The sequence below is a fragment of the Streptomyces kaniharaensis genome (assembly GCF_009569385.1).
Classification (GTDB): Bacteria; Actinomycetota; Actinomycetes; order Streptomycetales; family Streptomycetaceae; genus Kitasatospora; species Kitasatospora kaniharaensis.
In genome coordinates this window covers 5,158,431-5,181,607 of the sequence record NZ_WBOF01000001.1, presented here as the reverse complement: position 1 = coordinate 5,181,607, position 23,177 = coordinate 5,158,431, and the positions used below count along the sequence as shown (strand labels likewise).

Sequence of the window (23,177 nt, the reverse complement as noted above, 5' to 3'; positions counted from 1 at the left end):
AAGAGGAACTCTCCCGGGCAGTCTGCCCGGGACTCCGATTAACAATGCCAGCAATCACTGGCATGGTTGGCAGGGTAGCCCCTGCCGGCACCGGAGGGAAGACGGCCCACCACCCCGACCCCGGCGGCGGCCCGGCGCCCACAGCCGACGGTCCTATGCTGAACGCCGTGGACAAGGTCAGAGCTGCTGCGGGCGACAGAAAACGCGAGTACCGGGTGGAGGAACTCGCCGAAGCGGCCGGCATCACCACCCGGACGCTGCGCTTCTACCGCGAGCGCAAGCTGCTCCAGCCGCCCCGCAAGGAGGGCCGGATCGCCTGGTACGGCGAGGAGCACCTGACCCGGCTCCGGGTGATCGGCGAGCTGCTGGAACGCGGGCACACCCTGGGCGGCATCGCGGAGCTGATCGGCGCCGGTGAGAGCGGGCGGGACGTCGCCGAGCTGATCGGGCTGGAGGCCGCGATCGTCGCGCCCTGGTCGGACGAGACCCCTCTGCGCCTGACCTGGGACGAGCTGAAGGCCACCTTCGGCGACCAGCTCACCGAGGAGAACACCGCCGAGTCGATCGCGCAGGGCTACATCGCCGTCGACGACGACGGCATCACCCACATCAGCCGGCGCCTGATGGACGCCACCACCGCCCTGGTCGCGGAGGGTGTGCCGCTCTCGGCCGTCCTGGACGCCAGCCGGCGCACCCGGGAACACGTGGACGCCATCGCCGAGATCTTCATCGAGCTGGTCAGCACGCAACTGCTCGGCGCCCTGTCCGCGGACGCCCCGCTGCCGCCCGGCGAGGCGGCCCGGCTCACCGAGCGCATCCTGCGGGTCCGACCGCTGGCACGAACCGTCGCGGACGCCCAGTTCACGCTCGCGATGGACCGGCGGGTGCACGCCGAATACGACGAACTGCTGCGCCAGCGACGGGAGAGCAGCGCGGAGAACGGCGCCGAAGGCGATCGGCCGAACACCTGAGCACACACGGCGGGGGCGACGGTGGTCCACCCACCGTCGCCCCCGCCGCAGCACCGCCTTGGTGCTTCACCGCGTCAGTGCCTCACCGCTTCGCCCGCAGCCCTGGGAAGCGCCTCAGTTGACGTTCACCGCGGTCCACGCCGCCGCGACCGCGTTGTACTCGGCGCTGCCCGACCCGTACAGGTCCGTCGCCGCGCTGAGCGTGGCCGCACGGGCGCCCGCGTAGTCGGTGGTGGACGTGAAGTAGACGGTCAGCGCGCGGTACCAGATCTGTGCGGCCTTGTCCCGGCCGATGCCGGTGACCGTCGAGCCGTCGGCCGTCGGACTGTTGTAGTCGAACCCGTTGATCGTCTTCGCGCCACTGCCCTCCGACAGCAGATAGAAGAAGTGGTTCGCCACGCCGGACGAGTAGTGCACGTCCAGGTTGCCCACATCGGCCGACCAGTTGTCGGCGGAGACGCCGTCCTTGCTCGGCTGGTCCATGTAGCGCAGCGGGCTGCCGTCGCCGCGCAGGTTGATCAGCTCGCCGATCAGGTAGTTCGGCGGGTTCGAGGGCAGGTTGGCGTAGAACTCGACCATCGTGCCGAGGATGTCCGAGGTGGCCTCGTTCAGGCCACCGGACTCACCCGAGTAGTTCAGGTTGGCGGTCGCGGCGGTGACACCGTGCGTCATCTCGTGGCCGGCCACGTCCAGCGCGGTGAGCGGGTGGGTGTCGCCCGAGCCGTCGCCGTACGTCATGCAGAAGCAGTCGTCGCTCCAGAAGGCGTTCACGTAGTTCGAGCCGTAGTGCACCCGGCTGGCGGCGCCGACGCCGTCGTTGCGGATGCCGTTGCGGCCGAAGGTGCTCTTGTAGAAGTCCCATGTCTTCGCGGCGCCGAACTGGGCGTCCACAGCGGCGGATTCGCGGTTGGAGACGGTGCCGTCGCCGAAGGTGTTGGACGTGTTGGCGAAGAGCGTGCCGCTGCCGGCGGTGCCGTTGTTCATGTCGCTGGTGGACTGACCGCCGCGGGAGGCGTCCTTCAGCTGGAACGAGGAGCCGCTCTGGGTGGTGTCCAGCGGGACGTTGCCGACGAAGACGCCGGTGCCGGTGCCCGCCGCGGTCTGCACCTTCTCGTGGGTGGACAGCACCTGTCCGGTGGCGGCGTCGGTGACCAGCACCTGGCGGCTCGGGGTGCCGTCCGCGCGCGTGCCCTCGACCTGGACCCGGTACGCGAGGCGCGGCTTGCCGTCGCTCGCCCAGACCACCAGCTGGGCTGCGCCGGCCTGGTGCACCTCGGCCATCGGGGACTCGTCGGCGTCCAGCGTGACGCCCACGGTGGCGCGGACGGCGCCGGCGGCGTCGGCGGCGGCCCGGTCGGCGGGGATCTTCGGGGTGAGGCTCGGCACGCCGACCTGCGCGGCGATGGCCTTGTTCACGGACTTCACGGCGCCGTCGGAGCTCTGGTGGACCACCAGGTCGCCGCCGATCACGGGCAGGCCGGCGAAGGTCCGCTCGAAGCGGAGGTGACGGGTGCCGTCGGCGTCGACGACGGCGTCCTTGGCGACCAGTCGCTCCTGGTCGCCCAGGGCCAGCGCCTTGGCCAGCGGCTCGGACTGGCCGCTCGCCAGCGCGATCGCTGCGGCGTGCTGCTGGGCCGCCTGCGCCTGGAGGGCAGGCGTCGGGGCGGCCTGGGCGGCCGTGGTGCTCACCTGGATCACGCCGGTCAGCAGGGCCGTGGCCGAGAGCACGGCGACGGCTGCGAGCTTTCGCTTCACGTACGAGTCCTTCCGCGAAACCGCGCCTGTGCGCGGTCGCACCGCGTCCCGGGGGCCGGGGTCGGCACCTGTGGGGCGGGACGGGCACTGACGTGCTGAAGCCCCGTGCGATGAGCGGCAGACCACCGAGGGGTGGGGGTGGGGACTACCGGAGGGGGCTGGTCAAAAGAATGACAACCCGACAGCCATTTTGACAGGTCTAGTTCATCAAGTGGCCAGGTCCCGCCAGCTCAACAAGCCCTCGGAGAGATGGGAAAATTGGGGCAATACACCCGCTCTTGCAGTGAGTTCCCACGCGAACCAAGCTCTTCGGCCTGCGCCGATACTTGATTGACCGTCAGAGCGCTTACAGGAGATCGGCGCCCGGCCGGATTTTACATGCCTGTAAAACTCCTAAGCGGAGTTTTGACGTCCGCCTGGCGAGGTCCCGCCACCGACCCCACTTGTTCGCCGTCGATGCGTCTGCTAGCGAAGGGAACTCGCGTGTTCGCCTGACTCCGTTGTGCAGTCGTCGAGTTGAGCATATGTCCTACGCGGCGATGAGGGGCGCGGACGGCGGCCGGCAGTTCACGCTGCGACGGGTTCCCCGGCGGGCGCCGAGCGACGGTCATCGTTCGGCACGGTCCCGTTCCTGTCCGCGTCGTCAGCCGCTCGTGAGCCGCCACTGCTGGGTCTTCAGACCGGGCGTGCAGGTGGTCATGGTGACGACGTTGCCAACTCCGTTGGCGGTCATGCACCGCGCGCTGCCGTTCTCGGCCAGCGTGTACGTGCCCGATGCCCCCGCGGGCCGCACGACCCATGCGGTCAGGAAGCTGAAACCGGGGTTCAGTGACACGGTGCCGTCCGTGTTCTGGACCAGCAACGGGCCGCCCTTGTTGCACGCGTTGTAGTCGGTGTAGTCGCCCGGGCCGAGGGTGCCCACCCAGCCGTACTGGGAAGCGCCGCCCAGAACGACCGGGTTGCCGGCGGACAGGCTGTCGTTCGCCAGTCCGAGCGGAAGCCCGTACTGCTCGTTGACGATTCTGCTCCAGCTGTTGCCTCCGCAGTCCGCGGGCCGGGGCTGCGTCGGCGGGGCGGGCGGGTTGCCGCCGCCGACGGGCGAGCCGCCGCCCGACGGGGAACCTCCCTGGGAGGCCGAACCGCCACCGGAGGCGTTACCGCCTTGCGGGGGATGCGGGTTGTTGTTGGGAGCGGGCGGATTGCCGCCGCCGCCGGCTCCGCCGCCCGCCGGATTCGCCTGACCTCCTGCGACTCCGCCGCCACCACTTGCCGCTCCGCCGTTGCCCTTTCCGCCCGCGACGGCGGCGCCGCCCGCACCCGACGCCGTTGCGCCGTTGCCACCCGTGGCGGGCGGTTGGCCCTGCTGCGGCGGCTGGTTCGGGGTTCCCGCCGGCTGGTCGGCGGCGGTCGAGGCCGCCGCGGTGTCGCCCGGGGCCGGGGTGGCGGGGGCCGTCGTGGACGGGGTCGCCGGGGCGCCGGTGCCCGGTGTCACCGGGGCCGTCGTGACGACGGCTGGCTGCGCACCCGGCGGCATCTTGGCGTCCGCGCCACCGCTGCCCGGCCCGCGGTCGATGAGCAGGACGGTCGCCGTGCCGATCGAGATGACGATCGGGACGATGACGGGCACGAGCAGCGCGCGCCGCGACCGACGGCGGCCCGGATCGGTGACCGGCTGTGGTTCGACCTTCGCGACCTCGTTCGGTGTGCCCCCGCCTGCCGGCTCACCTTCGACCGCCGTACCGCCGTCCTTCGCCGAGGCGTCCGCCACCACGGCTCTGGCCTTCCCGTCACCGGCCACTTCCTCGCCCACGCCCACGCCCGCGCCCGCGCTCGGCGCACCGATCGCCGCCCGCGCCGCGGCGGCCATCGCGGCGGCGTCGGCGTGCCGGTCCTCGGGCTTCTTCGCGAGCGCCTTCGCCACCAACTCCCGTACGGCCGGCGGGAACTCGTCCGGCAGCTCAGGTGCGGGATCGCGGACGTGCTTGAGCGCCACCTCCAGCACGCTCTCGCCGACGAACGGCGGCTTCCCGGTGAGCAGTTCGTAGCAGACCACACCGATCGAGTACAGGTCGGAGGCCGGGGAGACACCGCCCTTGCCCTCGGCCTGCTCGGGCGCCATGTAGAGCGCGGTGCCGATGATCGCGTGCGAGGCGGTGATCTTGGTGCTGGCGATCGCGCGGGCGATGCCGAAGTCCGTGATGGTGACCCGTCCGTCGGCGCGCACCATGAGGTTGGACGGCTTGATGTCCCGGTGGACGATCATCTGCTGGTGGGCCGCGTGCAGGGCGTCCAGCGCGGAGGCGATCAGCGTGAGGGCGCGCTCGGGGGCCATCGGGCCGTCCGCGGCGAGGACCTGGTCGAGCGGCCGGCCGTCGATCAGCTCCATGACGATGTAGGCGCAGCGCTCGTCGTCGCCCCCGCCCTCACCGCCGTCCGGGCTCTCGCCGTAGTCGTGCACGTCGACGATCCCCGGGTGGTCGATCGCGGCGACCAGTTGGGCCTCACGCCGGAAGCGCTGGACGAACGTGCCGTCCTCGAACAGCGCCGCGTGCAGGATCTTGACGGCGACCTTCCGCGCCAGCACCGCATCGTCGGCCCGCCAGACGGTGCCCATGCCGCCGCCACCGATCCGCTCGGTGAGCGCGTACCGCCCGCCGAGCACGGCCCCCCGACCCCTCATGCCCTGCCCCCCGATGTCATGACCCTCCCCAGCGGGCCTTTCGGCACACAGTGTGCCAGAGGGTGCCGTGGACTCAGCACCCGTGGTGCAGAGCTGTTTTGGCAAGTCCCGGGCGGGCGGTTCAGTCAGGCGTGCGAGTCCCTGCCGGGCGTGCTCGGCGAGCTCCCGAACGGCGGCCACGACATGGCCCCGGGGCGTCACCGTGGACGGCGGGGGCCCACGGCTCACGACTCACGACTCACGGCTCACGGCTCACGGCTCACGGCTCACGGCTCAGGCCGGCAGCGTGCGCTTCAGCAGGGCGAGCAGGGCCTCCCAGTGGCGCTCGTCGGCGGCCGCGTCGTAGCGGGTGGTGTCCCCCTGCGTGAAACCGTGCAGGGCGCCCTGGTACACCTCGGCCTCGTAGCGGACACCGGCCTCGGTGAGCGCCTCGGCGAGGCGGGCGATCTGCTCCGGGGGCAGCGACGGGTCCTCGTCGGCGTGGCCGAAGTACAGCTCGGCGGTGATCCGGTGGGCCCCGAGGTGCGGACTGTCCGGGTCGTCGGTCGCCAGGTTGCCACCGTGGAAGCCGGCCACGGCGGCGACGCGCTCCGGGTGGGTGGCTGCCATCCGCAGCGCGTGCACCGCGCCGCGGCAGTAGCCGAGGAGCCCGACCGGGCCGGCCTCGACGAGCGGGGAGTCGGCGAGCCAGCGGAGGAAGGCGTCCGCGTCGCGGTCGGTCACCTCGGGGGTGAGGGTGGCGAGCAGCGGGCCGAGGCGCTCGAAGAAGCTCGGGTCGTTGGCCGGGTCGATCACGTCCGGGTAGGCCATGACCGGCGCCCGACCGTGCCGGTAGTAGGCGTTGGGGACGAGGACGGTGTAGCCGGCCTCGGCGAGGCGGTCCGCCTTGGCCGCCAGGTGGGGCCGGAGGCCGATGGCGTCCATGTGCAGGATGACGGCGGGGTGGGGCCGGCCGTCGTCGGGGTGGGCGAGGTAGGCGTCGGCGATGCCGTCCGCCGTCGGAATGTCAACGGTGGTGCCGCGCACGGTCATGGTGATCACTCTTTCTGTCGGCTTCGCGCGGCAGGGTAGCTGGCGGGACCGGATTCGGCGCGCGAATTTCCGCTACCGGAAAGCGATCAGGCAGGCGGCATGCGGCTCACGGCTCGGCCGTCCGCCCACCTTGCGTGACCTCGCCAGCGAACGGGCGAGGCGATGACGGCCAGCCTGTCATGCGGGAACACCCGTACGGCCGAAGCGCGTTCAGCGGGCATGGGGATGATCGCGGGAGCGGCGGCGGTGGTGGCGGGGCTGGTGCTGCTGGCGGTGTGGCAGATCCAGGGCGAGACGATGCGTAGGCGCCGGCCGGAGCGCCGCTCCGGGAGCGGCACGGGTCTGAGCACCGCCGGGCTGGAGGAGCTGCACGCGCTCTTCAGCGCCGACAAGCAGGTGCAGATCGAGCAGCGGCAGGAACAGCTGATGCTGCGCGACGACGCGCAGGCCGGGGCGCCGCCGCACTTCGGTGTGGACCTGGAGGCGGGCGTGGCGGTGCTGCCGGGCATGCCAGTAGTACCGAGTGGCGCCGGTAGGGCACCGACCGGCGGGCAGGACACCGACCGGCGGTGAGGTCCCGGACGGCAGCGGGCGGGCGCTGGCGGTCAGACGCCCCAGGTGCGGGAGCAGAGCACCAGCCGGTAGCCGTCCGGGTCGGCTATCGTCACGCCGTGCTCGTCCCAGTAAGGGTTGTTGGCCTTGACCCGGGTGCCACCGGCGGCCGCCAGCCGGGCGACGAGTGCGTCGTCCACGGGCGCGCCGAGATAGACGACGAACAGGTCGTCGACGGTCGGGGTGGGCTCCAGCGGGTGTTCCGGGTCGTGGGTGAGCTCGAAGTGCCAGGCGCCGCCAGGCGGGCCGACCATCAGCAGGTCGTGCTCGCCGGAGACCCGCTCGGTGGTCCGCCAGATCACGTCGAGGCCGAGGCCGCCGACGTAGAACCGCTCGGCCGCCGCGAGGTCCCGGGAGGGGCGGGCGATCCGCACTCGCGTCGTCGCATCGATCATGTGCGTGAACGTAGCAGGTGCCACTGACATCGAGACTGCCGGCCGGACGTCCGGACCGGCCGTCAGAGCCGTTGCAGGCGCTCCTCGTCCGAGGTTCGCGGGCAGGTGATGCAGGCCATGGCCTCGGGCTTGACGGCGTAGTAGAGGCAGCAGCCGAGCCGGGTGCGGGTGGGGTGGCTGCGGCCGTCGGGAGTGCGCAGGCGGCGGAAGTCGGCGGCGCCGGGAAGCGGGAGGGTGCCGCCGGGCAGGACGGCTTCGGCGGCGGCGACCGCGGCGTCCTCCTCACCGATCATCCGGCCGAGGTACCAGAGGGCGGAGGCCAGATCGTCCGTCACCATGCCCCAGAGTGCGCGCTCCCGGCGGCGAGTGGGTCCGGCGAAGGCTGCGAGCAGCGGTTCGACGTGGGCGACGACGGCGGCGCGCAGTTCGGCGCGGAGTTCGTCCTCGCCGGGGAGCGTCGAGTGGGCACCGGGGAGCGCCGGGAGGCCGACGTGCTCGCGCGGGCGCAGCGCGAGGTCGCCGGTGGGGGCGTGCAGCCAGAGGTCTGCGGGGTCGATCCGCGGGACGCGCCAACCGAGGTGCCAGGGGCCGGCGATGAGCAGGCAGGCGGACCAGAGGTAGTGGTGGAGCAGGCGGGAGGCGGTGACGTGGGGGCGCGGGGCGCGGCCGTGCTCGGCGGCGATGCGCGCCTCCTCGCCGGCCAGGGCGGCGGCCATGGCGCGCTCGTCGCTTGCCAGTTGGGCGCCGCAGTACCAGCCGTCGGCAGCGGACGGACCGGGTTCGGTCGGGCCGAGCACGCGCAGGTTCAGTACCGGGCAGAGCTCGTGCAGGCGCCGGTAGTCCTCGCACAGCGCCGGTGACGGAGGAGGTGAAGCCACCGGAGCAGGAGGCGACACGGGCGGCGACACCGGCGGTGCGGCGGGCATGGGCGGTCCGGAGATCATCGACACTCCCGAGACGGTTTCCCGAGATCGGATAAGGTGAGGCTCACCTTACATACCTTCAGAATGCGCGCGACACACGGCCCCACCGGCCTCCGCCTCACCCCCATCGCGGATTCGTTCGAATTGCAAAGACTTGACAAACTTAGGCAAGCCTAACCTAAGATGCCGAACGTGTTGAGAACCGACCTGCCGGCCACCACAGCCCCGGCGACACCTCGCCCCTCGGCGGTACGGCAGCCGTTGCTGCTGGTCGCCGGAGTGTGCGCGCTCGTGCTGTGTGCCGCGCTGAGCCTCGCGCTCGGCTCCCGATCCATCCCGCTGTCCACCGTGGCCGACGCCCTGACCGGTGCCGTCCACGGCGGCGACGCCGACGTCGTGACGGGCCTTCGCGTCCCGCGGACGGTCATCGGCCTGGCGGTCGGAGCCGCGCTCGGCGTGGCCGGAGCCGTCGCCCAGGGCGTCACGCGCAACCCGCTCGCCTCGCCGATCACCCTCGGCATCAACGCGGGCGCCGGCTTCGCCGTCGTCGCCGCGATCTACGCGCTGGGCCTCACCCGGCCGGCCGAATACGTCTGGTTCGCCTTCGCCGGCGCGGCCGTCGCCGCGGTGGCCGCGTACGCGATGTCCCGGCGCGACGGGGACCTCGACCCGGTCCGGCTCGCGCTCGGCGGCACGGTGCTCACCGTCGTGCTCACGTCGTGGACGTCCGCGCTGATGCTGGCCAGTCACCGCACTCTGGACGAGGCCCGGTTCTGGCTGGCCGGGTCCATCGCCGCGCGGCAGCTCGACACCCTGACCCCCGTCCTGCCGTTCCTCGCGGTCGGCCTGCTGGGCGCGCTCGCGATCTCGCCGGCCCTGAACGCGCTGGCCCTCGGCGACGAGGCCGCCCAGTCGCTCGGCGTGCCGGTGGCCCGGATCCGGGTGGCCGGCGGGCTCGCCGTCGTCCTGCTGGCGGGTAGCGCGGTCGCCGTCGCCGGACCCGTGGCGTTCATCGGACTGGCGGCTCCGCACCTGGTCCGTCCGCTGCTCGGCAACGACCACCGCTGGCTGCTGCCCGGTTGCCTGATCGCCGGTCCGCTGCTGCTGCTCGCCGCCGACGTGCTCGGCAGGCTGGTGGCCCGCCCGTCCGAGATCGAGGTCGGCATCGTGACCGCGTTCCTCGGAGCGCCGCTGCTCGCGGTCCTGACGCGGAGGGTGGCCCGGTGACCGCTATCGTCGCCCCCGTCGGCACGATCGCCCGCCGCCGGGCCCGCACTGCCGCCTGGTCGGTACTGGCCGCCGCGCTGCTGGTGCTCCTGACCGGCGTCGCCCTCGGCACCGGGCGGGTCAGCATCTCCACGTGGGACGCGCTGCGCGCCCTCATCGGGCAGGGCCAGCCCGGGAACGTCCTGGTGGTGCAGCAGTTCCGGGCCCCGCGCGTGGTGTCGGCGCTGATCGCGGGCGCCGGGCTGGCCATGGCCGGCTCCATGCTCCAGCGCCTTTTCCGCAACCCGCTGGCCGCCCCCGACACCATCGGCATCACCGGCGGCGCGTCCTTCGGCGCGGTGCTGATGCTCGCCATCGGTGCCTCCCAGCAGCTGATCCCGCTCGCCGCCCTCGGCGGCGGACTGCTCGCCGCGCTACTGCTGGGCGGCTTCGCCTGGCGGTCCCGGATGGCCGTCACCCGGCTGGTCCTGGTCGGCCTGGCGGTCCAGCAGGGCCTGGCCGCCGCCGTGAACCTGATGATCGTACGGTTCCCGGCCGAGCTGGCCGCCTCCGCGATGCAGTGGACCACCGGCTCGCTCTACGGCCGGAACTGGACCGAGGTCCGGATCGGCGGCACCGCCATCGTGCTCACCACCGTCGCCGTGCTGCTCTGCCAGCGGCGCGTCGCGATCCTCGACCTCGGCGACGACTCGGCCGGCGGCCTCGGCCTCAACCCCGCCCGGGACCGGATGTGGCTGCTGCTGCTCACCATCACCCTCGCCTCGCTCGCCGCCGCCCTCACCGGCCCGGTCGCCTTCGTCGCGCTCGCCGTCCCGCACCTGGTCCGGCTGCTCGCCGGGCCCCCCACCCTCGGCACGCTCGGCCTCACCGCGCTCACCGGCGCCCTGCTGCTGCTCGGCGCCGACCTCCTCGTGCTCCACGTGATCCCCGTCCACGGCTTGCCGGTCGGTGCCGTCACCGCCACGCTCGGCGCGCCCTGGCTCCTGGTGCTGATGATCCGCCAGGGCCGGCTTCCCCAGAGGAACAGCTGATGACGCCTGAATCGACCGCTGCCGCGAGCGCTGCTGCGAGTGCTGTCGCGAGTGGTGCTGCGACCGCTGCCACGAGTGCCGTCATGAGCGCTCTTACGAACGCCGCTACGAACGCTGGCACGAACGCCAATCGCCTCGCCGCCCACGGGCTCGGCCTCCGCTACGGCGACCGCGTGATCGTCGACGGGCTCGACCTCGAACTGCCCGGCGGCGCCGTCACCGCCATCGTCGGGCCCAACGCGTGCGGCAAGTCCACCCTGCTGCGCGGGCTGGTGCGCCTGCTCGCCCCGGTCGCCGGCACCGTCACCCTCGACGGCTCCGACATCCATCGGATGCCCGCCCGGGCCCTCGCCAAGCGGATGGGCCTGCTACCGCAGCAGCCCGTCACCCCCGAGGCGATCACCGTCGAGTCGCTGGTGCGGCTCGGCCGGTATCCGCACCAGCGGATGCTCAGCCCCTGGTCCAAGGCCGACCAGGCCGCCGTCGAGAACGCGCTCGCCCGCACCGGCACCGCCGAACTGCGCGACCAGCAGGTCGACCGGCTCTCCGGCGGGCAGCGCCAGCGCGCCTGGATCGCGCTCGCGCTGGCCCAGGACACCGACCTGCTGCTGCTCGACGAACCGACCACCTTCCTCGACCTGCGCCACCAGCTCGACGTCCTCGACGTGGTCGCCGACCTGCACGACGAGGCCGGGCGCACCGTCGTCATGGTGCTCCACGACCTCGGGCAGGCCGCCCGGTACGCGGACCACCTGGTCGTCCTCAAGGACGGGCGGCTCGCCGCGGCCGGGCCGCCGGCAGAGGTGCTGACCGCCGAGCTGGTGGAGGGGGTGTTCCAGGTGCCGTGCCGGGTGGTGCCCGACCCGGAGACGGGCACGCCGCTGGTCGTGCCACGGGCCCGGGTGCGGACCGGTACCCGCGCCTCCGCCTGACGCCCATTCGCCTGAACTCCCTTCCTCCGTCCCCCTGTTCAAGCCGATCCAAGGAACACCGATGAACCGCCGACTCCCCGTCGCCGTCCTCGCCGTCACGCTCTCCACGACTCTGCTCGCCGCCTGCGGCAGCAACGGGGACGGCTCGAAGGCAAGCGGCGACACCGCCAGCAGCTCCGCGTCCACCTCCGCCTCCGCCGGGTTCCCGCGCAGCGTCAAGCACGCCGCCGGAACCGCCGATCTCAAGTCCCAGCCGAAGCGTGTCGTGGTCCTGGACAGCGGCGAGCTCGACGACGTCACCCTCCTCGGCATCACGCCGGTCGGCGCCGTCTCGCCGCACATGAAGACCGAGGGCGGCTTCCCGAACTACCTCAAGGACAAGATCAAGGACACCAAGGACGTCGGCCCGATGAACGAGCCGAACCTGGAGCTGATCGCTTCCCTCAAGCCCGACCTGATCCTCTCCTCCAAGGTCCGCCACGCCAAGGTCTACGACCAGCTGAACGCGATCGCGCCGACCGTGCTCGCCGAGACCACAGGCTTCCCCTGGAAGGAGAACCTGGCGCTCTACGCCCAGGCGCTCGGCAAGGAGGACGAGGCCAAGAAGGCGCTCGCCGACTACGAGGCGCGCGCGGCCAAGCTCGGCGAGGCGATCAAGGCGAAGAACGGCGGCACCATGCCCACCGCGTCCGTGGTCCGCTTCGTGGCCGGCCCGACCCGCCTCTACGCCAAGTCCTCCTACAGCGGCGTCGTACTCAAGGACGTCGGCCTGGCCCGCCCGGCCTCCCAGGACGTCGACAAGAACATCCTCGAGGTCAGTGCCGAGCAGATCAACCAGGCCGACGCCGATCTGGTGTTCGTCACCACGGCCGACGACCCCTCCAAGACCAAGGAGACCGAGGTCCAGCAGACCCCGGTCTGGCAGGGCCTGAACGCCGTCAAGAACAACAAGGTGTTCAACGTCCCGGACGAGACCTGGATGTCCGGCATCGGCGTCCAGGCCGCCGACGCGATGCTCGGCGACATCGCCAAGGCCGCGGGCGTCGAGGTGCCCAAGTAGTCGAGGCGCCCGAGTATCCGCCGACAGTTGACGACGGACGGATGACGGCGAACAGATGACAACTGACAGATTTCAACATCTGTCATCCGTCAGTTGTCCGCCGTCACCTGTCCGCGACCACCCCGAGGATCACACCCCATGCGGCTCTACCTGCTCGCCCTCAATCCCACCGACTCGGTCACCGCCGGCTTCCTGCCCGCCGCCGCCCGGCTCGGGCTCGACGTCACCGTCCTCACCGACTGCGCCGAGCCCCACCGTCGGGCGTACGCCACCCTCCCGTTCACCGCCCCCGAGGTGCTCGAGTGCGACGTCCGGGACTTCCGCGCGGTGATCAGCCTGATCTCCCGCCACCACGCGCCCGACGCGGTGTTCAGCAACAGCGACCACCTGCAGACCCAGACCGCCCTGGCCGCCGACTACTTCGGTCTGCCCGCCAAGGACTGGAAGGCCGCGCTGCGGGCCAAGGACAAGGGGCAGCTGCGCCGCCACCTCGCCCTGACCGGCCAGGACACCGTCTGGTCCGCCGAGTTGGCGCCCGGCCAGGACGCTGCCGAACTCGACCCGCCGTTCCCGTGCGTGGTCAAACCGCGCGAGGGGGTCGCGAGCGAGGACGTCACGCTCGTCACCGACGCCGCCGAACTCGCCCTACGCTGTGAGGAGATCCAGCACCGCCGGGCCGGCGCCACGCTCGTCGTCGAGGAGTTCCTGGACGGGCAGCTGTGCACCCTGGAGACGCTGGGCGACGGCCGGGGCCGCCACGTCCTCGGCGGGTTCCGCACCCGGCTCTCCCCTCCCCCGGACTTCATCGAGGAGGTCCTGGAGTTCGTCCCCGCACACCCCGCCGACGCCGTCGCCCAGGTCCTCGCCCAGCTCGAGGCGCTCGGCGTCGGACTCGGCGCCTGCCACACCGAGTTCGTCCTCCAGCCCGACGGCCGCGCCCGGATCATCGAGGTCAACTACCGCGCCATCGGCGACCAGTGCGACCTGATGCTCGCCGAGATCCTCCACATTCCGCTCTTCGAGCACATCCTCGGCGTCCACCTCGGGCGCGAACTCCCCGCCGACCTCGGTGACCAGTGCGCCGCCACCCCGCGCCGCGCCCGCAACGAGGTGATCTGCGCCGACCGGGCCGGTGTCCTCACCGCCGCCCCCGGCCCGTACGACGAGGAGCGCGACGGCGTCCGGCTCGCCTACCGTCCGCTGCGCCCGCTCGGCGAGCGCCACGAGCGCTACCGCACCAACCGGGACTACCTGGGCGTCATCTGGGCCGTCGGCACCGTCCAGACCGCCGTGGACGCCGCTGTCGCCCGCTTCCTCGCCGCCAACCGCTGGGAGATCACTCCATGACCGCCGCCGAGCAGCTCACCCTGCGCCTGCTCTCCGCCCTGGTCCGCGAGGACGTCCTCGGCCTGCGCACGCGCGGCACCGTCGAGGAGCGGCCCGACGGCCCGTGGCTCGTCCTCGCCGACGCCGGACTGGCCGTGCCCGTCACGCCCGAGGGGTTCCAGTCCGAGTACGCGGCCCGGCTGCCGCTGCTGGAGCTCGGCGGACACCAGCTCGCCGGACGAGAGCTCCGCGGCCGCGAGCTCGCCGGAAGGGATTCCGCAGGACTGGACGCCATCGTGGCGAACCTCGCCGAGCTGGCCGACCCCGAGGACCTGCCCGGCTGGGCCGCCCTCGCCGAGGAGTGCCGCCAGACCCTCGCCACCATGGAACTCCACGAGCAGGTCCAGCCCGAGGTGCACGCGCGGCTCACCGACCTGTACGGTGCCGACCCCGCCAGCTGGGCCGGCCCCTCCGCCGCCCTGGGCCACGACGCCCTGGCCGCCTACCTCGACCACCCGGTCTACCCGACCGCGCGCGGCCGCGCCGGGCTCACCGACGCCCAACTGCGCTCTTACGCACCCGAGTTCCACCCGGCCTTCGAACTGCGCTGGCTGGCCGTGCCCACCGACGCCCTCACGACCCACGGCGAGCAACCGCTCCCCAGCTGGTGGCCCACCCCGGCCTGGCTCGGCCTCGGCGACTCCTGCCCCGGCGACGGCTGGACCACCCTGCCCGTCCACCCGCTCACCGTCGGCGCACCACTCGACGAGGCACTGGCGGCCACCGGCCTGGCCGGTCGCGCGATGCTCGCCGATCGCCGCTACCTGACGGTCGTGCCCACGCTCTCCATGCGCACCGTCGCCGTCGCTGACGACCCCGCCTGCCACCTCAAGCTCCCGCTCGCCACCGCCAGCCTGGGCCGGCTCAACCGCCGCACCATCAAGCCCGGCACGCTGGTCGACGGCGCCGCCGGCCAGCGCCTGATCGAGGCCGTGCTGGACCGCGAACCGCGCTTCGCCGGGCGGATCCTGCACGCCGACGAACAGAGCTGGGCCCACGCCGGGCACGAGCTGCTCGCCGTCCTGCTGCGCCGCTACCCCGCCGGGTTGGAGAGGGCCGTCACCGTCCCGCTGGCCGCGCTGCTGGCGCCCGCGCCCGGCGGCCGCCTCGTGCTCGACGACCTCGCCGACCGGTTCTACCACGGCGACCCGCTCGCCCTCTACGACGCTCTGCTGGAGCTGCTGCTCGACTGGCAGACCACGCTGTTCGGCTACGGCATCGCACTGGAGTCGCACCAGCAGAACACCTCGCTGGTCCTCGACGCGGACGGGCTGCGCCTGCTCTACAAGGACGACGACGGGCCTCGTGTCCACACCGCCCGCCTCGCCGCGACCCTCGGCGAACTCGCTCCCTCCCCCGACGAGTTCGACGACGCACGGATCTTCGGCGATGACGACCGGGCGCTGACCGACCTGTTCACCACCATCACCGGCCACCTCTGCACCGCGTCCCTCGCGTTCGGCCTCGCCGACCACGGCCGCGCCGAACTCGCCGACGCCCTCGCCCTGTTGCGCAAGCGTCTGACCGAGGCCGTCGACCGCATCGGCCCGGTGGGCGACCCGCTGCGGACGGACCTGCTGGACGCCGAGCGGCTTCCGGTCAAGGCCATGGTCACCGCCGGAACCCTGCTCACCAAGCAGCGCTCGGGCGCCGCCGACATCAACAAGCACTACACCAGCGGCCCCAACTACCTCCTGCCGAACCGCCGTACGCGATGACCGTGGAGACCCTCCTTCAGCGGTCCGCCGGCAGGGCCGCGCGCCCCAGCGGGCTCGACCGCCGCCAGGTACACGCCGTCGCCGCCTGCTACTTCGTCGCCTCCTTCGCCGCACTCGGCCTGCCGCCGTACCTGACCGCCATCCTGCCCGCGCTCGGCGACCCGCAGGCCCACTGGGCCGGCGTGCTGTACATCGTGCCGACGGTGTTCAGCGCGCTCGGTGCCCCGTTGTGGGGCCGTCTCGCCGACCGCTTCGGCCGCAAGCGGCTGCTGCTGCGCGCCCAACTCGGACTCACCGTCTCGTTCCTGCTCGCCGGCGCGGCCGACAGCCTGCCCGCGTTCACCCTCGCGCTGGTCCTCCAGGGATTCCTCGGCGGCACCTTCGCCGCCACCAACGGCTACCTCGCCGCCGCCCTCGACGGACCCCGGCTCTCCCGCGCGCTCACCCTGATGCAGGGCAGCGCACGCGCCGCACTGGTGGCCGCACCGATCCTGGTCGGCGCGCTGTCCCCGTGGATCGACCCGCACCGGCAGTACCTGGTGATGGCCGTACTGCCGCTCGCCGCAGCCGTGTTGCTGTCGCTGCTGCCCGAACCCCGGCCCCTCCCGGCAGCCGCCGCGACCACGGAGAACGAGCCCGAGGCCACCCGGCTGGCTCCGCTCCTTCCGCTCTACGCCTTCGAGTTCACCTTCGTCTTCGCCACCGTCATATCCTTCCCCTATCTGATCACCCTCGCCGAGCACCGTCTGCCCGGCGTCTCCGGCATCACCACCGGGGTTCTGTTCGCCCTGCCGCACCTGTGCTACCTGGTGTCCGCGGCCCGTGCCCACGCGGTCTTCCACGCCCGCCCGCACACCGGGATCGCCCTCGGCTTCGGCTTCGTGACCCTCGCCCTCGCCGGACACGCCGTCGCCCACTCCCTGCCGGTGTTCGTCGCCGTCCGGCTGCTGCTCGGGGCCGGGCTCACGCTCGGCTTGGTCAGCCTCGCCGTCCTCGCCGCCGGCGCCGCCAAGGGCCGCCCGCCCGGGCGGATGTTCGGCACCCTCGAACTCGTCTCCAAGGGCGGCGCCGTTGCCGCCGGCGCCGTCGCCGCGCTGGCCAACGACCGGTTCGGCGCCGCCGCACCCGTGGTGGCCGGCACCGCCGCCGCCCTCCTGGCCGCCCTCGCGGCCACCGCACTCACTGTCCCGTTCGCCCGCCAGCGTTGGAGTCGCCGATGACCCACGAACTGCCCACCGCCGACGACGCGGTGGCCCACACCCTGCTCAACTGCCTGCTGCGCGAGGTTTCCGCGCCCGAGCACCAGACCGCCGTCACCGACAACCGGCTGCAGATCCGCCTCCCCCGCCGCGGCGTCCTGCTGCGGGTCGCGCTGCGCCGCACCTCCCTGCTCGGCGCGCACCGGTTCACCGGCCCGGTCGAGATCGAACGGTCCGGCGGCTGGCAGGAGTTGGACTGGCGCGAGCTGGCCGGCCACGTCCAGGACGAACTGGAGCTGCGCACCGGCACGGTGAACGAGGAGTTCCTCGACCAGGTGGCCTCCAGCCACGAGGGCGTGCGCGAGGGCCTGGAGAGCCGGCCGGCCGCCGGACCGCACCGCTACCTCGAGTCCGAGCAGGCCCTGCTCTTCGGCCACCGCTTCCACCCCGCACCCAAGTCGCGCTCCGCCGCCCGCGGCAACTGGCGCCGGTACGCACCGGAGGCGCGGGCCGGCTTCCGGCTGCGACACCTGGCCGTACGGGAGGAACTGCTCGCCGAGCGCTCGCTCGACGACACGGCGACCGACCTCCTCGACGGACTCGGCGAAGTGCCGGCCGGGTACCGGCTGCTGCCCGCGCACCCCTGGCAGTACCAACTCATCGGCGATCACCCGCTGTTGCTCGGCGCCCTGGCCAGCGGCGACGTTCTCGACCTCGGCCCGCGCGGCGAGGAGTTCGCCGCCACCGCCTCGGTGCGCACCCTCCACGGCGCGGACGCCTTCCTCAAGTTCAGCCTCAACGTCCGCATCACCAACTGCCTGCGCAAGAACGCCGCGTACGAGCTGACCGGCGCCGTCACGCTCACCCGGCTGCTCGCCCCTGCGCTCGCCGACCTCGCCCGGCGCTTCCCCGACGCGGCGATACTGCGCGAACCCGCCTTCCGCACACTGGCGTTGCCCGGCGCGGACGGCCGCCCGGAGCTCTCGCTGTTCGAGGGCTTCGGCCTGATCGTCCGCGAGGGCTTCGCGGGCGTGCTCCGGCCCGGCGTCACCCCGCTGCTCGCCGCCGCCGTCGCCGACGAGCACCCGACCAGCTCGGCGCACATCTCCCGCCTACTGGAAGGGACTTCGGACAGCCGGCGGGCTTTGGACTGGTGGCGCGCCTACCTGCGACTGCTCATCCCGCCGGTGCTGGCCGCCTACTTCGACCACGGCGTGGTGCTCGAACCGCACCTGCAGAACGTGCTGATCGGCGTCGACGCCTCCGGCCACCCTGCGCAGGTGCTCTTCCGCGACCTGGAAGGCACCAAGCTCGTCCCCGAGCAGAACGCCGCGCTGCTCACGTCCCTGCCGCCCGAGGTAGCCGGCCCGATGACGTACGACGCCGAGCGCGGCTGGGACCGGGTGGTCTACTGCCTGCTGGTCAACCACGTCGCCGAACTGCTCGCCGCGCTCGCCGACCGCCACCCCGAGCTGGAAAGCAGCCTGTGGCAGGCGGTCCGGGACACCCTGGAGGAGTACGCGGCCGCGCACGGCCGCACGCCGCGCCTGCGCGCACTCCTCGCCGGGGTCCCGCTGCCCGCCAAGGCCAACCTGCTCACCCGCTGGGAGCGCAAGGCCGACCGCGAGGCCGGCTACGTCCGGCTGCCCTCGCCACTGGCCGGTTCGGTCCTGGCCGAGGCCGCCCGGCTCCCCTTCCCCGTCACTGTCGGGAGCGCCCGATGACCGTGTCCGTCCGCCGGCACGTCGCCGCACTCAAACCCGACGAACTTCCCGCCTACGTCTACGACTTGGCAGCGCTTCGCGAACACGCCGCCGCCGTCCGGGCCACGCTGCCGGACCGGGTCGAGCTGTACTACGCCGCCAAGGCCAACCCGGAGACGCCTGTGCTCACCGCGCTGCGGGAGGCCGTGGACGGCTACGAGGTCTCCAGCGGCGGCGAGTTGGCGCACGTACGGCAAGCAGTGCCGGACGCCCCGCTGGCCTTCGGCGGACCGGGCAAGACCCCCGTCGAGATCGCCGCCGCGGTCGACGCCGGCGTACACCGCTGGCACGTCGAGAGCGAGCAGGAACTGCACCGGCTCGCGGCGGTCCTCGCGGAGCGGCCGGGCGTGGCGGTCGACGTGCTGCTGCGGGTCAACCTCACCCTCGGCGCCGGCACCCTGGACGCGGTGACGCTCGCGATGGGTGGGCGGCCCACGCCGTTCGGGCTCGACCCGGACCGCGCCGAGGAGTGCGCCCGCCTGCTCACCGGCGACAGCCCGCTCGGGCGGCAGCTGCGCCTGCGCGGGGTGCACGCCCACCTGGCCAGCGGGCTGGCCGCCACGGAGCAACTCGCCGTCGCCGAACAGATCGTGGACTGGTCGGCGGCACTGGCCGAGCGGCTCGGCTTCCCGCTGGACGAGGTCAACGTCGGCGGCGGCATGGCCGTGGACTACGAGGACCCGTCCGCCCGCTTCGACTGGACGGCCTTCGGTGAGGGGCTGGCAAAACTGCTCGACGCATACCCGGGGCTGACCCTGCGGATCGAGCCCGGCCGCGCACTGACGGCGTACTGCGGCTGGTACGCGACCGAGGTACTGGACGTGAAGCGCAGCCACGGCGAGGACTTCGCCGTCGTCCGCGGCGGCACCCACCACCTGCGCACCCCGGCCACCCGGGGCCACTCCCAGCCCTTCGAGGTGCTGCCGGTGGACGCCTGGCCGCACCCGTGGCCGCGCCCCGCCGTGACCACCGGCCGCGCCACCCTGGCCGGCCAACTCTGCACCCCGAAGGACGTCCTGGCCAGGGCGGCCGATGGTGCGGACGGTATGCGGGCGGCGGACCGGGTGCTGTTCACGATGGCGGGCGCGTACGCGTGGAACATCTCGCACCACGAGTTCCTGATGCACCCCCGCCCGGGCTTCCACTACCTGGGCGGCTGACAGGCGGGAGCGAGTTCCAGGAGGCATAGGGAGCGCAGGGGGACCGTGAGCTCACGTGCCGACGAACAGATCGCAGGCGACAGATAACAGATGACAGATTTCGGAATCTGTCATCTGTTATCTGTCATCCGTCGTCTGTAGAAGTGCACTGTGGGCAGGCGGAGTTCACCCGGAGATAGCGGAGATCTCACCGCATGGAGGACGCGTGGACTTGTTCTGGAAGCTCGAAGAGAGAAACCACGCGAAGCAAACGGCCTTGCCCGGGAACGGTCTTGCGCGCGAACGGCCAACGGCCTAACCCGCCCGCTCCCCCGCGACCTTGCGCCCCGCCCTGACCACCTCGCGCAGCAGCGCGCCGACCTCCCCCGTCGTGGTGTGCGGGTTGAGCAGCGTCAGCTTCAGCCGGACCCGACCGGGCCCCTCCCCGGGCAGTTCGGTGCGCCCGACCACGGCTCGTCCGGTGCGCAGCAGCAACCGGCGTAGCTGGCCGTTGAGTTCGTCGATCGCCGCCTCGTCCGCCGCCTCCTGCGGGCGGTAGCGGAAGACGACCGTGGTCAGGACGGGTTCGCCGTGGAGTTCCAGGAGCGGTTCGGCGCGGACGGCGTCAGCGGCGGCGTGGGCGAGGTCGTGGCAGGCGTCGACGAGCCGGCCGAGCCCGTCGCGGCCGAGGGTGCGCAGGGTGACGGCGAGTTTGAAGGCGTCCGCGCGCCTCGTGGTGCGCAGCGAGAGGCCGAGCAGGCTGGGGTACCCGGCGCGTTCGTCGTCGACGGGGTTGAGGTACTCGGCGCGGCGGGCGAGGGAGACGTAGGTTTCGGCCCGGCGGACCAGGAAGACGCCGGCGGCGGCGGGTTGCCAGCCGAGTTTGTGCCAGTCGAGGGAGACGGAGTCGGCGCGGGCGATGCCGTCGAGGAGCGGGGCGAGCCGGTCGGAGAGCAGGGCGCCGCCGCCGTACGCGGCGTCGACGTGCAGCCAGGCGCCGTAGCGGGCGGCGAGGTCGGCGGCGATGTGCAACGGGTCGATGGAGCCGGTGTCGGTGGTACCGGCGGTGGCGACGATGGCGACGGAGGTGGCCCCGGCCCAGCTGGTCTCGGCGAGGGTGCGTTCCAACGCGTCGGGCTCCATGCGGAGTTGGCGGTCGACGGGGACGGCGACGACGGCGCGTTCGCCGAGGCCGAGCAGGGCTGCGGCGCGCTGAACGGAGAAGTGGGCGGCCTCGGAGGCGATGATGCGCGGGTCGGCGCCGGCCGGGATGCCGTCCAACTCGACGATGCCGTCGAGTTTCTGGTCGCGCGCGAGCATGAGGCCCATGAGGTTGGACTCGGTGCCGCCGGAGGTAAGGACTCCGGCCGCGCGGGCGGGGTCGTAACCGACGAGGGCGGCGAGTTCGGCGAGGAGGGCGGTCTCCAGGGCGGTGGCGGCGGGGGCCTGGTCCCAGGAGTCCTGGGAGGGGTTGAGGGCGCTGACGGCGAGGTCGGCTGCGGCGGCGACGGCGAGCGGCGGGCAGTGCAGGTGCGCGGCGCAGGCCGGGTCGGCGGGGTCGGCGGCGCCGTAGGCGAGGAGTTCGGTGAGGCGGGCGAGGGCGCTGCGGCCGTTGGTGCCCGCGAGACCGTCGGCGACCAGGGCGGCGAGTTCGGCGGGACTGCCGGCGGGCAGTGGTCCGGCGCGCATGCCGGTGCCGGCGTCGAGGGCGTCGAGGACGGTGGCGAGCAGCGGGCCGAGCGCGCCGGGCCCGCCGGCCCCGCCCGCGAGGGCGTCCAACGGCACTGGTTCCCCGGGCAGTTCGGGCCCGGATCCGGCGCCCGCGCCGCTCACCCGGCGTCCCGGGCGGCGGCATCGATCGCGTCGGCGAGCCGGTCGAACACCGCGGCGGCCTGCTCGTCCGTGATGGTGAGCGGCGGGAGCAGCCGCAGCACCGCGTCGTGCCGGCCGCCCAGTTCGACGATCAGGCCGCGCTCCAGGCAGGCCTCGCGGACCCGGACGGCGAGCGCGGGGTCGGCCGGGCGGGCGCCGCAGGCATCGGGTTCGGCGGCGGGGTCGACGAGTTCGACGCCGAGCATCAGGCCACGCCCGCGGACGTCCCCGATGACCGGCAGTTCGGCGGCGAGGTCGCGCAGCCGGGCGGCCATCCGGTCGCCGACGGTGGCGGCGCGCTCGACGAGCCCGTGGGCGGCGACGTACCGGAGGGTGGCGGCGCCGGCGGCCATGGCGAGGGTGTTGCCGCGGAACGTGCCGGTGTGGGCGCCGGGCCGCCAGCCGTCGTAGTCCTCGCGGTAGACGACGACGGCGAGCGGGAGGCTGCCGCCGATGGCCTTGGAGAGCACCATGGCGTCCGGGACGATGCCGCTGTGTTCGACGGCCCACATCGCGCCGGTGCGGCCGACGCCGGTCTGCACCTCGTCAACGATCAGTGGGATGCCGCGTTCGGCGGTGATGCGGCGCATCTCGCGCAGCCATCCGTCGGGTGCGGGCACGACGCCGCCCTCGCCCTGGACGGCCTCCAGGATCATCGCGGCCGCGGCGACGACGCCGCCGGAGGGGTCGTCCAGCAGCCGTTCGACGTAGGTGGCGGCGAGGTCGGCGCCCGCGTCGCCACCGACGCCGAACGGGCAGCGGTAGGCGTAGGGGTAGGGCAGCCGGACGACCTCGCCGCCGCTCGGCAGCGGCTCCTTGACGGCGACGTTGCCGGTGAGCGCGAGGGCGCCGGCGGTCATGCCGTGGTACGCGCCGGTGAAGGCGAGGGCGCCGGAGCGGCCGGTGGCGGTCTGCATCAGCTTGAGCGCGGCCTCGACGGCGTCGGTCCCGGCCGGGCCGCAGAAGTGCACCCGGGCGCGGGCGGCGAACTCGCCGGGGAGGCTCTCGAACAGGGCGGTAGTGAAGTCGTCCTTCTCGGCGGTGGCGAGGTCGAGGAGGTGCAGCGGCGCCCCGCTGTCGAGGGTGCGCCGGATCGCCTCCAGCACCACGGGGTGGTTGTGCCCGAGGGCGAGCGTCCCGGCGCCGGAGAGGCAGTCGAGGTAGCGCCGGCCGTCCGCGCCCTCCACGGTCATGCCGTTGGCCCGGACGGGGACGATCGGAAAGGACCGGGCGTACGTCCGGGCGCCGGACTCGCGGATGCGCTGGCGGCGCAGGACGGCCTCGCCGGCGACCGGGGCTCCGGCGGCACCCGGGGCTCCGGAGGGGGTCCGGGCTCCGGAGGGGGCCTGGGCGGGAACGGCGGCGAGCGACAAGACGAACCCCCAAAAAGAAGTTAGGAAAGCCTAACTTTATCGCCTCTGACCTGGCCGAATGCCCCGTGGGCACCCAGAACCACCCGACCGGGTGAATATCCCCCGTTAT

Annotated in this window: 18 protein-coding genes; 11 read left to right on the top strand and 7 right to left on the bottom strand. The window is 73.0% G+C overall.

Annotated elements, in window-relative coordinates:
• The first annotated feature begins 155 nt into the window (after positions 1-155).
• Complete coding sequence (locus F7Q99_RS23245; protein ID WP_153464429.1) at positions 156-971, top strand: MerR family transcriptional regulator; 816 nt, start codon at positions 156-158, stop codon at positions 969-971.
• A gap of 114 nt (positions 972-1,085) precedes the next feature.
• On the opposite strand, the gene F7Q99_RS23240 is transcribed toward F7Q99_RS23245, so the two are convergent.
• The 3 genes from F7Q99_RS23240 to F7Q99_RS23230 all read right to left on the bottom strand — a co-directional run bounded on the left by F7Q99_RS23240 (position 1,086) and on the right by F7Q99_RS23230 (position 6,438).
• Positions 1,086-2,726, bottom strand: coding sequence for a M4 family metallopeptidase (locus F7Q99_RS23240; protein ID WP_326847015.1), 1,641 nt, complete (start codon positions 2,724-2,726; stop codon positions 1,086-1,088).
• 643 nt (positions 2,727-3,369) lie between these two features.
• Positions 3,370-5,406 carry a serine/threonine-protein kinase gene (locus tag F7Q99_RS42700; protein WP_153464427.1) on the bottom strand — a complete coding sequence of 679 codons (2,037 nt, stop codon included), beginning with the start codon at positions 5,404-5,406 and terminating at the stop codon, positions 3,370-3,372.
• 273 nt (positions 5,407-5,679) lie between these two features.
• Positions 5,680-6,438, bottom strand: a complete 759-nt coding sequence (locus F7Q99_RS23230; protein WP_153464425.1) for a dienelactone hydrolase family protein — start codon at positions 6,436-6,438, stop codon at positions 5,680-5,682.
• A 225-nt stretch (positions 6,439-6,663) separates the two neighbouring features.
• On the opposite strand from F7Q99_RS23230, the gene F7Q99_RS23225 reads away from it, so the two are divergent.
• Positions 6,664-7,011, top strand: a complete 348-nt coding sequence (locus F7Q99_RS23225; RefSeq protein WP_153464423.1) for a DUF6191 domain-containing protein — start codon at positions 6,664-6,666, stop codon at positions 7,009-7,011.
• 32 nt (positions 7,012-7,043) lie between these two features.
• Here the strand turns inward: F7Q99_RS23225 and F7Q99_RS23220 are convergent, their stop codons facing one another.
• Complete coding sequence (locus tag F7Q99_RS23220) at positions 7,044-7,445, bottom strand: VOC family protein (RefSeq protein WP_153464421.1); 402 nt, start codon at positions 7,443-7,445, stop codon at positions 7,044-7,046.
• A gap of 62 nt (positions 7,446-7,507) precedes the next feature.
• A complete protein-coding gene (locus F7Q99_RS23215; RefSeq protein WP_326847014.1) occupies positions 7,508-8,323 on the bottom strand; it encodes a (2Fe-2S)-binding protein in 816 nt (271 codons plus the stop codon).
• Positions 8,324-8,629: 306 nt separating this feature from the next.
• Here F7Q99_RS23215 and F7Q99_RS23210 point away from each other — a divergent pair, with 306 nt between their 5' ends.
• From F7Q99_RS23210 to F7Q99_RS23170, 9 genes are all read left to right on the top strand, one after another.
• Positions 8,630-9,595, top strand: a complete 966-nt coding sequence (locus F7Q99_RS23210; RefSeq protein WP_230210845.1) for a FecCD family ABC transporter permease — start codon at positions 8,630-8,632, stop codon at positions 9,593-9,595.
• Positions 9,592-10,626, top strand: a complete 1,035-nt coding sequence (locus tag F7Q99_RS23205) for a FecCD family ABC transporter permease (RefSeq protein ID WP_407697819.1) — start codon at positions 9,592-9,594, stop codon at positions 10,624-10,626. The genes F7Q99_RS23210 and F7Q99_RS23205 overlap by 4 nt, the downstream gene beginning before the upstream one ends.
• An 83-nt stretch (positions 10,627-10,709) precedes the next feature.
• Positions 10,710-11,558 (top strand): ABC transporter ATP-binding protein, encoded by an 849-nt coding sequence (locus F7Q99_RS23200; RefSeq protein WP_153464417.1) that lies wholly within the window; start codon positions 10,710-10,712, stop codon positions 11,556-11,558.
• A gap of 61 nt (positions 11,559-11,619) precedes the next feature.
• Positions 11,620-12,618 (top strand): ABC transporter substrate-binding protein, encoded by a 999-nt coding sequence (locus F7Q99_RS23195; protein ID WP_153464416.1) that lies wholly within the window; start codon positions 11,620-11,622, stop codon positions 12,616-12,618.
• A gap of 138 nt (positions 12,619-12,756) precedes the next feature.
• Positions 12,757-13,965, top strand: a complete 1,209-nt coding sequence (locus F7Q99_RS23190) for an ATP-grasp domain-containing protein (protein WP_153464414.1) — start codon at positions 12,757-12,759, stop codon at positions 13,963-13,965.
• Positions 13,962-15,722 carry an IucA/IucC family protein gene (locus F7Q99_RS23185; protein ID WP_153464412.1) on the top strand — a complete coding sequence of 587 codons (1,761 nt, stop codon included), beginning with the start codon at positions 13,962-13,964 and terminating at the stop codon, positions 15,720-15,722. Before F7Q99_RS23190 ends, F7Q99_RS23185 begins: the two co-directional genes overlap by 4 nt.
• Positions 15,719-16,942 carry an MFS transporter gene (locus tag F7Q99_RS23180; RefSeq protein ID WP_153464410.1) on the top strand — a complete coding sequence of 408 codons (1,224 nt, stop codon included), beginning with the start codon at positions 15,719-15,721 and terminating at the stop codon, positions 16,940-16,942. The genes F7Q99_RS23185 and F7Q99_RS23180 overlap by 4 nt, the downstream gene beginning before the upstream one ends.
• Positions 16,939-18,645 (top strand): IucA/IucC family protein, encoded by a 1,707-nt coding sequence (locus F7Q99_RS23175; RefSeq protein ID WP_153464407.1) that lies wholly within the window; start codon positions 16,939-16,941, stop codon positions 18,643-18,645. Before F7Q99_RS23180 ends, F7Q99_RS23175 begins: the two co-directional genes overlap by 4 nt.
• On the top strand, positions 18,642-19,844 hold the full coding sequence (locus F7Q99_RS23170) for a type III PLP-dependent enzyme (RefSeq protein ID WP_153464405.1): 1,203 nt from the start codon (positions 18,642-18,644) through the stop codon (positions 19,842-19,844). Before F7Q99_RS23175 ends, F7Q99_RS23170 begins: the two co-directional genes overlap by 4 nt.
• Before the next feature lie 294 nt (positions 19,845-20,138).
• On the opposite strand, the gene F7Q99_RS23165 is transcribed toward F7Q99_RS23170, so the two are convergent.
• Together F7Q99_RS23165 and F7Q99_RS23160 are read right to left on the bottom strand one after the other, a co-directional pair.
• Positions 20,139-21,608 (bottom strand): pyridoxal phosphate-dependent decarboxylase family protein, encoded by a 1,470-nt coding sequence (locus F7Q99_RS23165; RefSeq protein ID WP_326847250.1) that lies wholly within the window; start codon positions 21,606-21,608, stop codon positions 20,139-20,141.
• Positions 21,609-21,652: 44 nt separating this feature from the next.
• Complete coding sequence (locus F7Q99_RS23160) at positions 21,653-23,068, bottom strand: diaminobutyrate--2-oxoglutarate transaminase (protein ID WP_153464404.1); 1,416 nt, start codon at positions 23,066-23,068, stop codon at positions 21,653-21,655.
• Positions 23,069-23,177: the final 109 nt, after the last annotated feature.

Coding starts and splice junctions, on each gene's coding strand:
- F7Q99_RS23245 (WP_153464429.1), top strand. CDS start 156: ATGCTGAACGCCGTGGACAAGGTCAGAGCTGCTGCGGGCGACAGAAAA.
- F7Q99_RS42700 (WP_153464427.1), bottom strand. CDS start 5,406: ATGAGGGGTCGGGGGGCCGTGCTCGGCGGGCGGTACGCGCTCACCGAG.
- F7Q99_RS23230 (WP_153464425.1), bottom strand. CDS start 6,438: ATGACCGTGCGCGGCACCACCGTTGACATTCCGACGGCGGACGGCATC.
- F7Q99_RS23225 (WP_153464423.1), top strand. CDS start 6,664: ATGATCGCGGGAGCGGCGGCGGTGGTGGCGGGGCTGGTGCTGCTGGCG.
- F7Q99_RS23220 (WP_153464421.1), bottom strand. CDS start 7,445: ATGATCGATGCGACGACGCGAGTGCGGATCGCCCGCCCCTCCCGGGAC.
- F7Q99_RS23200 (WP_153464417.1), top strand. CDS start 10,710: ATGAGCGCTCTTACGAACGCCGCTACGAACGCTGGCACGAACGCCAAT.
- F7Q99_RS23195 (WP_153464416.1), top strand. CDS start 11,620: ATGAACCGCCGACTCCCCGTCGCCGTCCTCGCCGTCACGCTCTCCACG.
- F7Q99_RS23190 (WP_153464414.1), top strand. CDS start 12,757: ATGCGGCTCTACCTGCTCGCCCTCAATCCCACCGACTCGGTCACCGCC.
- F7Q99_RS23185 (WP_153464412.1), top strand. CDS start 13,962: ATGACCGCCGCCGAGCAGCTCACCCTGCGCCTGCTCTCCGCCCTGGTC.
- F7Q99_RS23180 (WP_153464410.1), top strand. CDS start 15,719: ATGACCGTGGAGACCCTCCTTCAGCGGTCCGCCGGCAGGGCCGCGCGC.
- F7Q99_RS23175 (WP_153464407.1), top strand. CDS start 16,939: ATGACCCACGAACTGCCCACCGCCGACGACGCGGTGGCCCACACCCTG.
- F7Q99_RS23170 (WP_153464405.1), top strand. CDS start 18,642: ATGACCGTGTCCGTCCGCCGGCACGTCGCCGCACTCAAACCCGACGAA.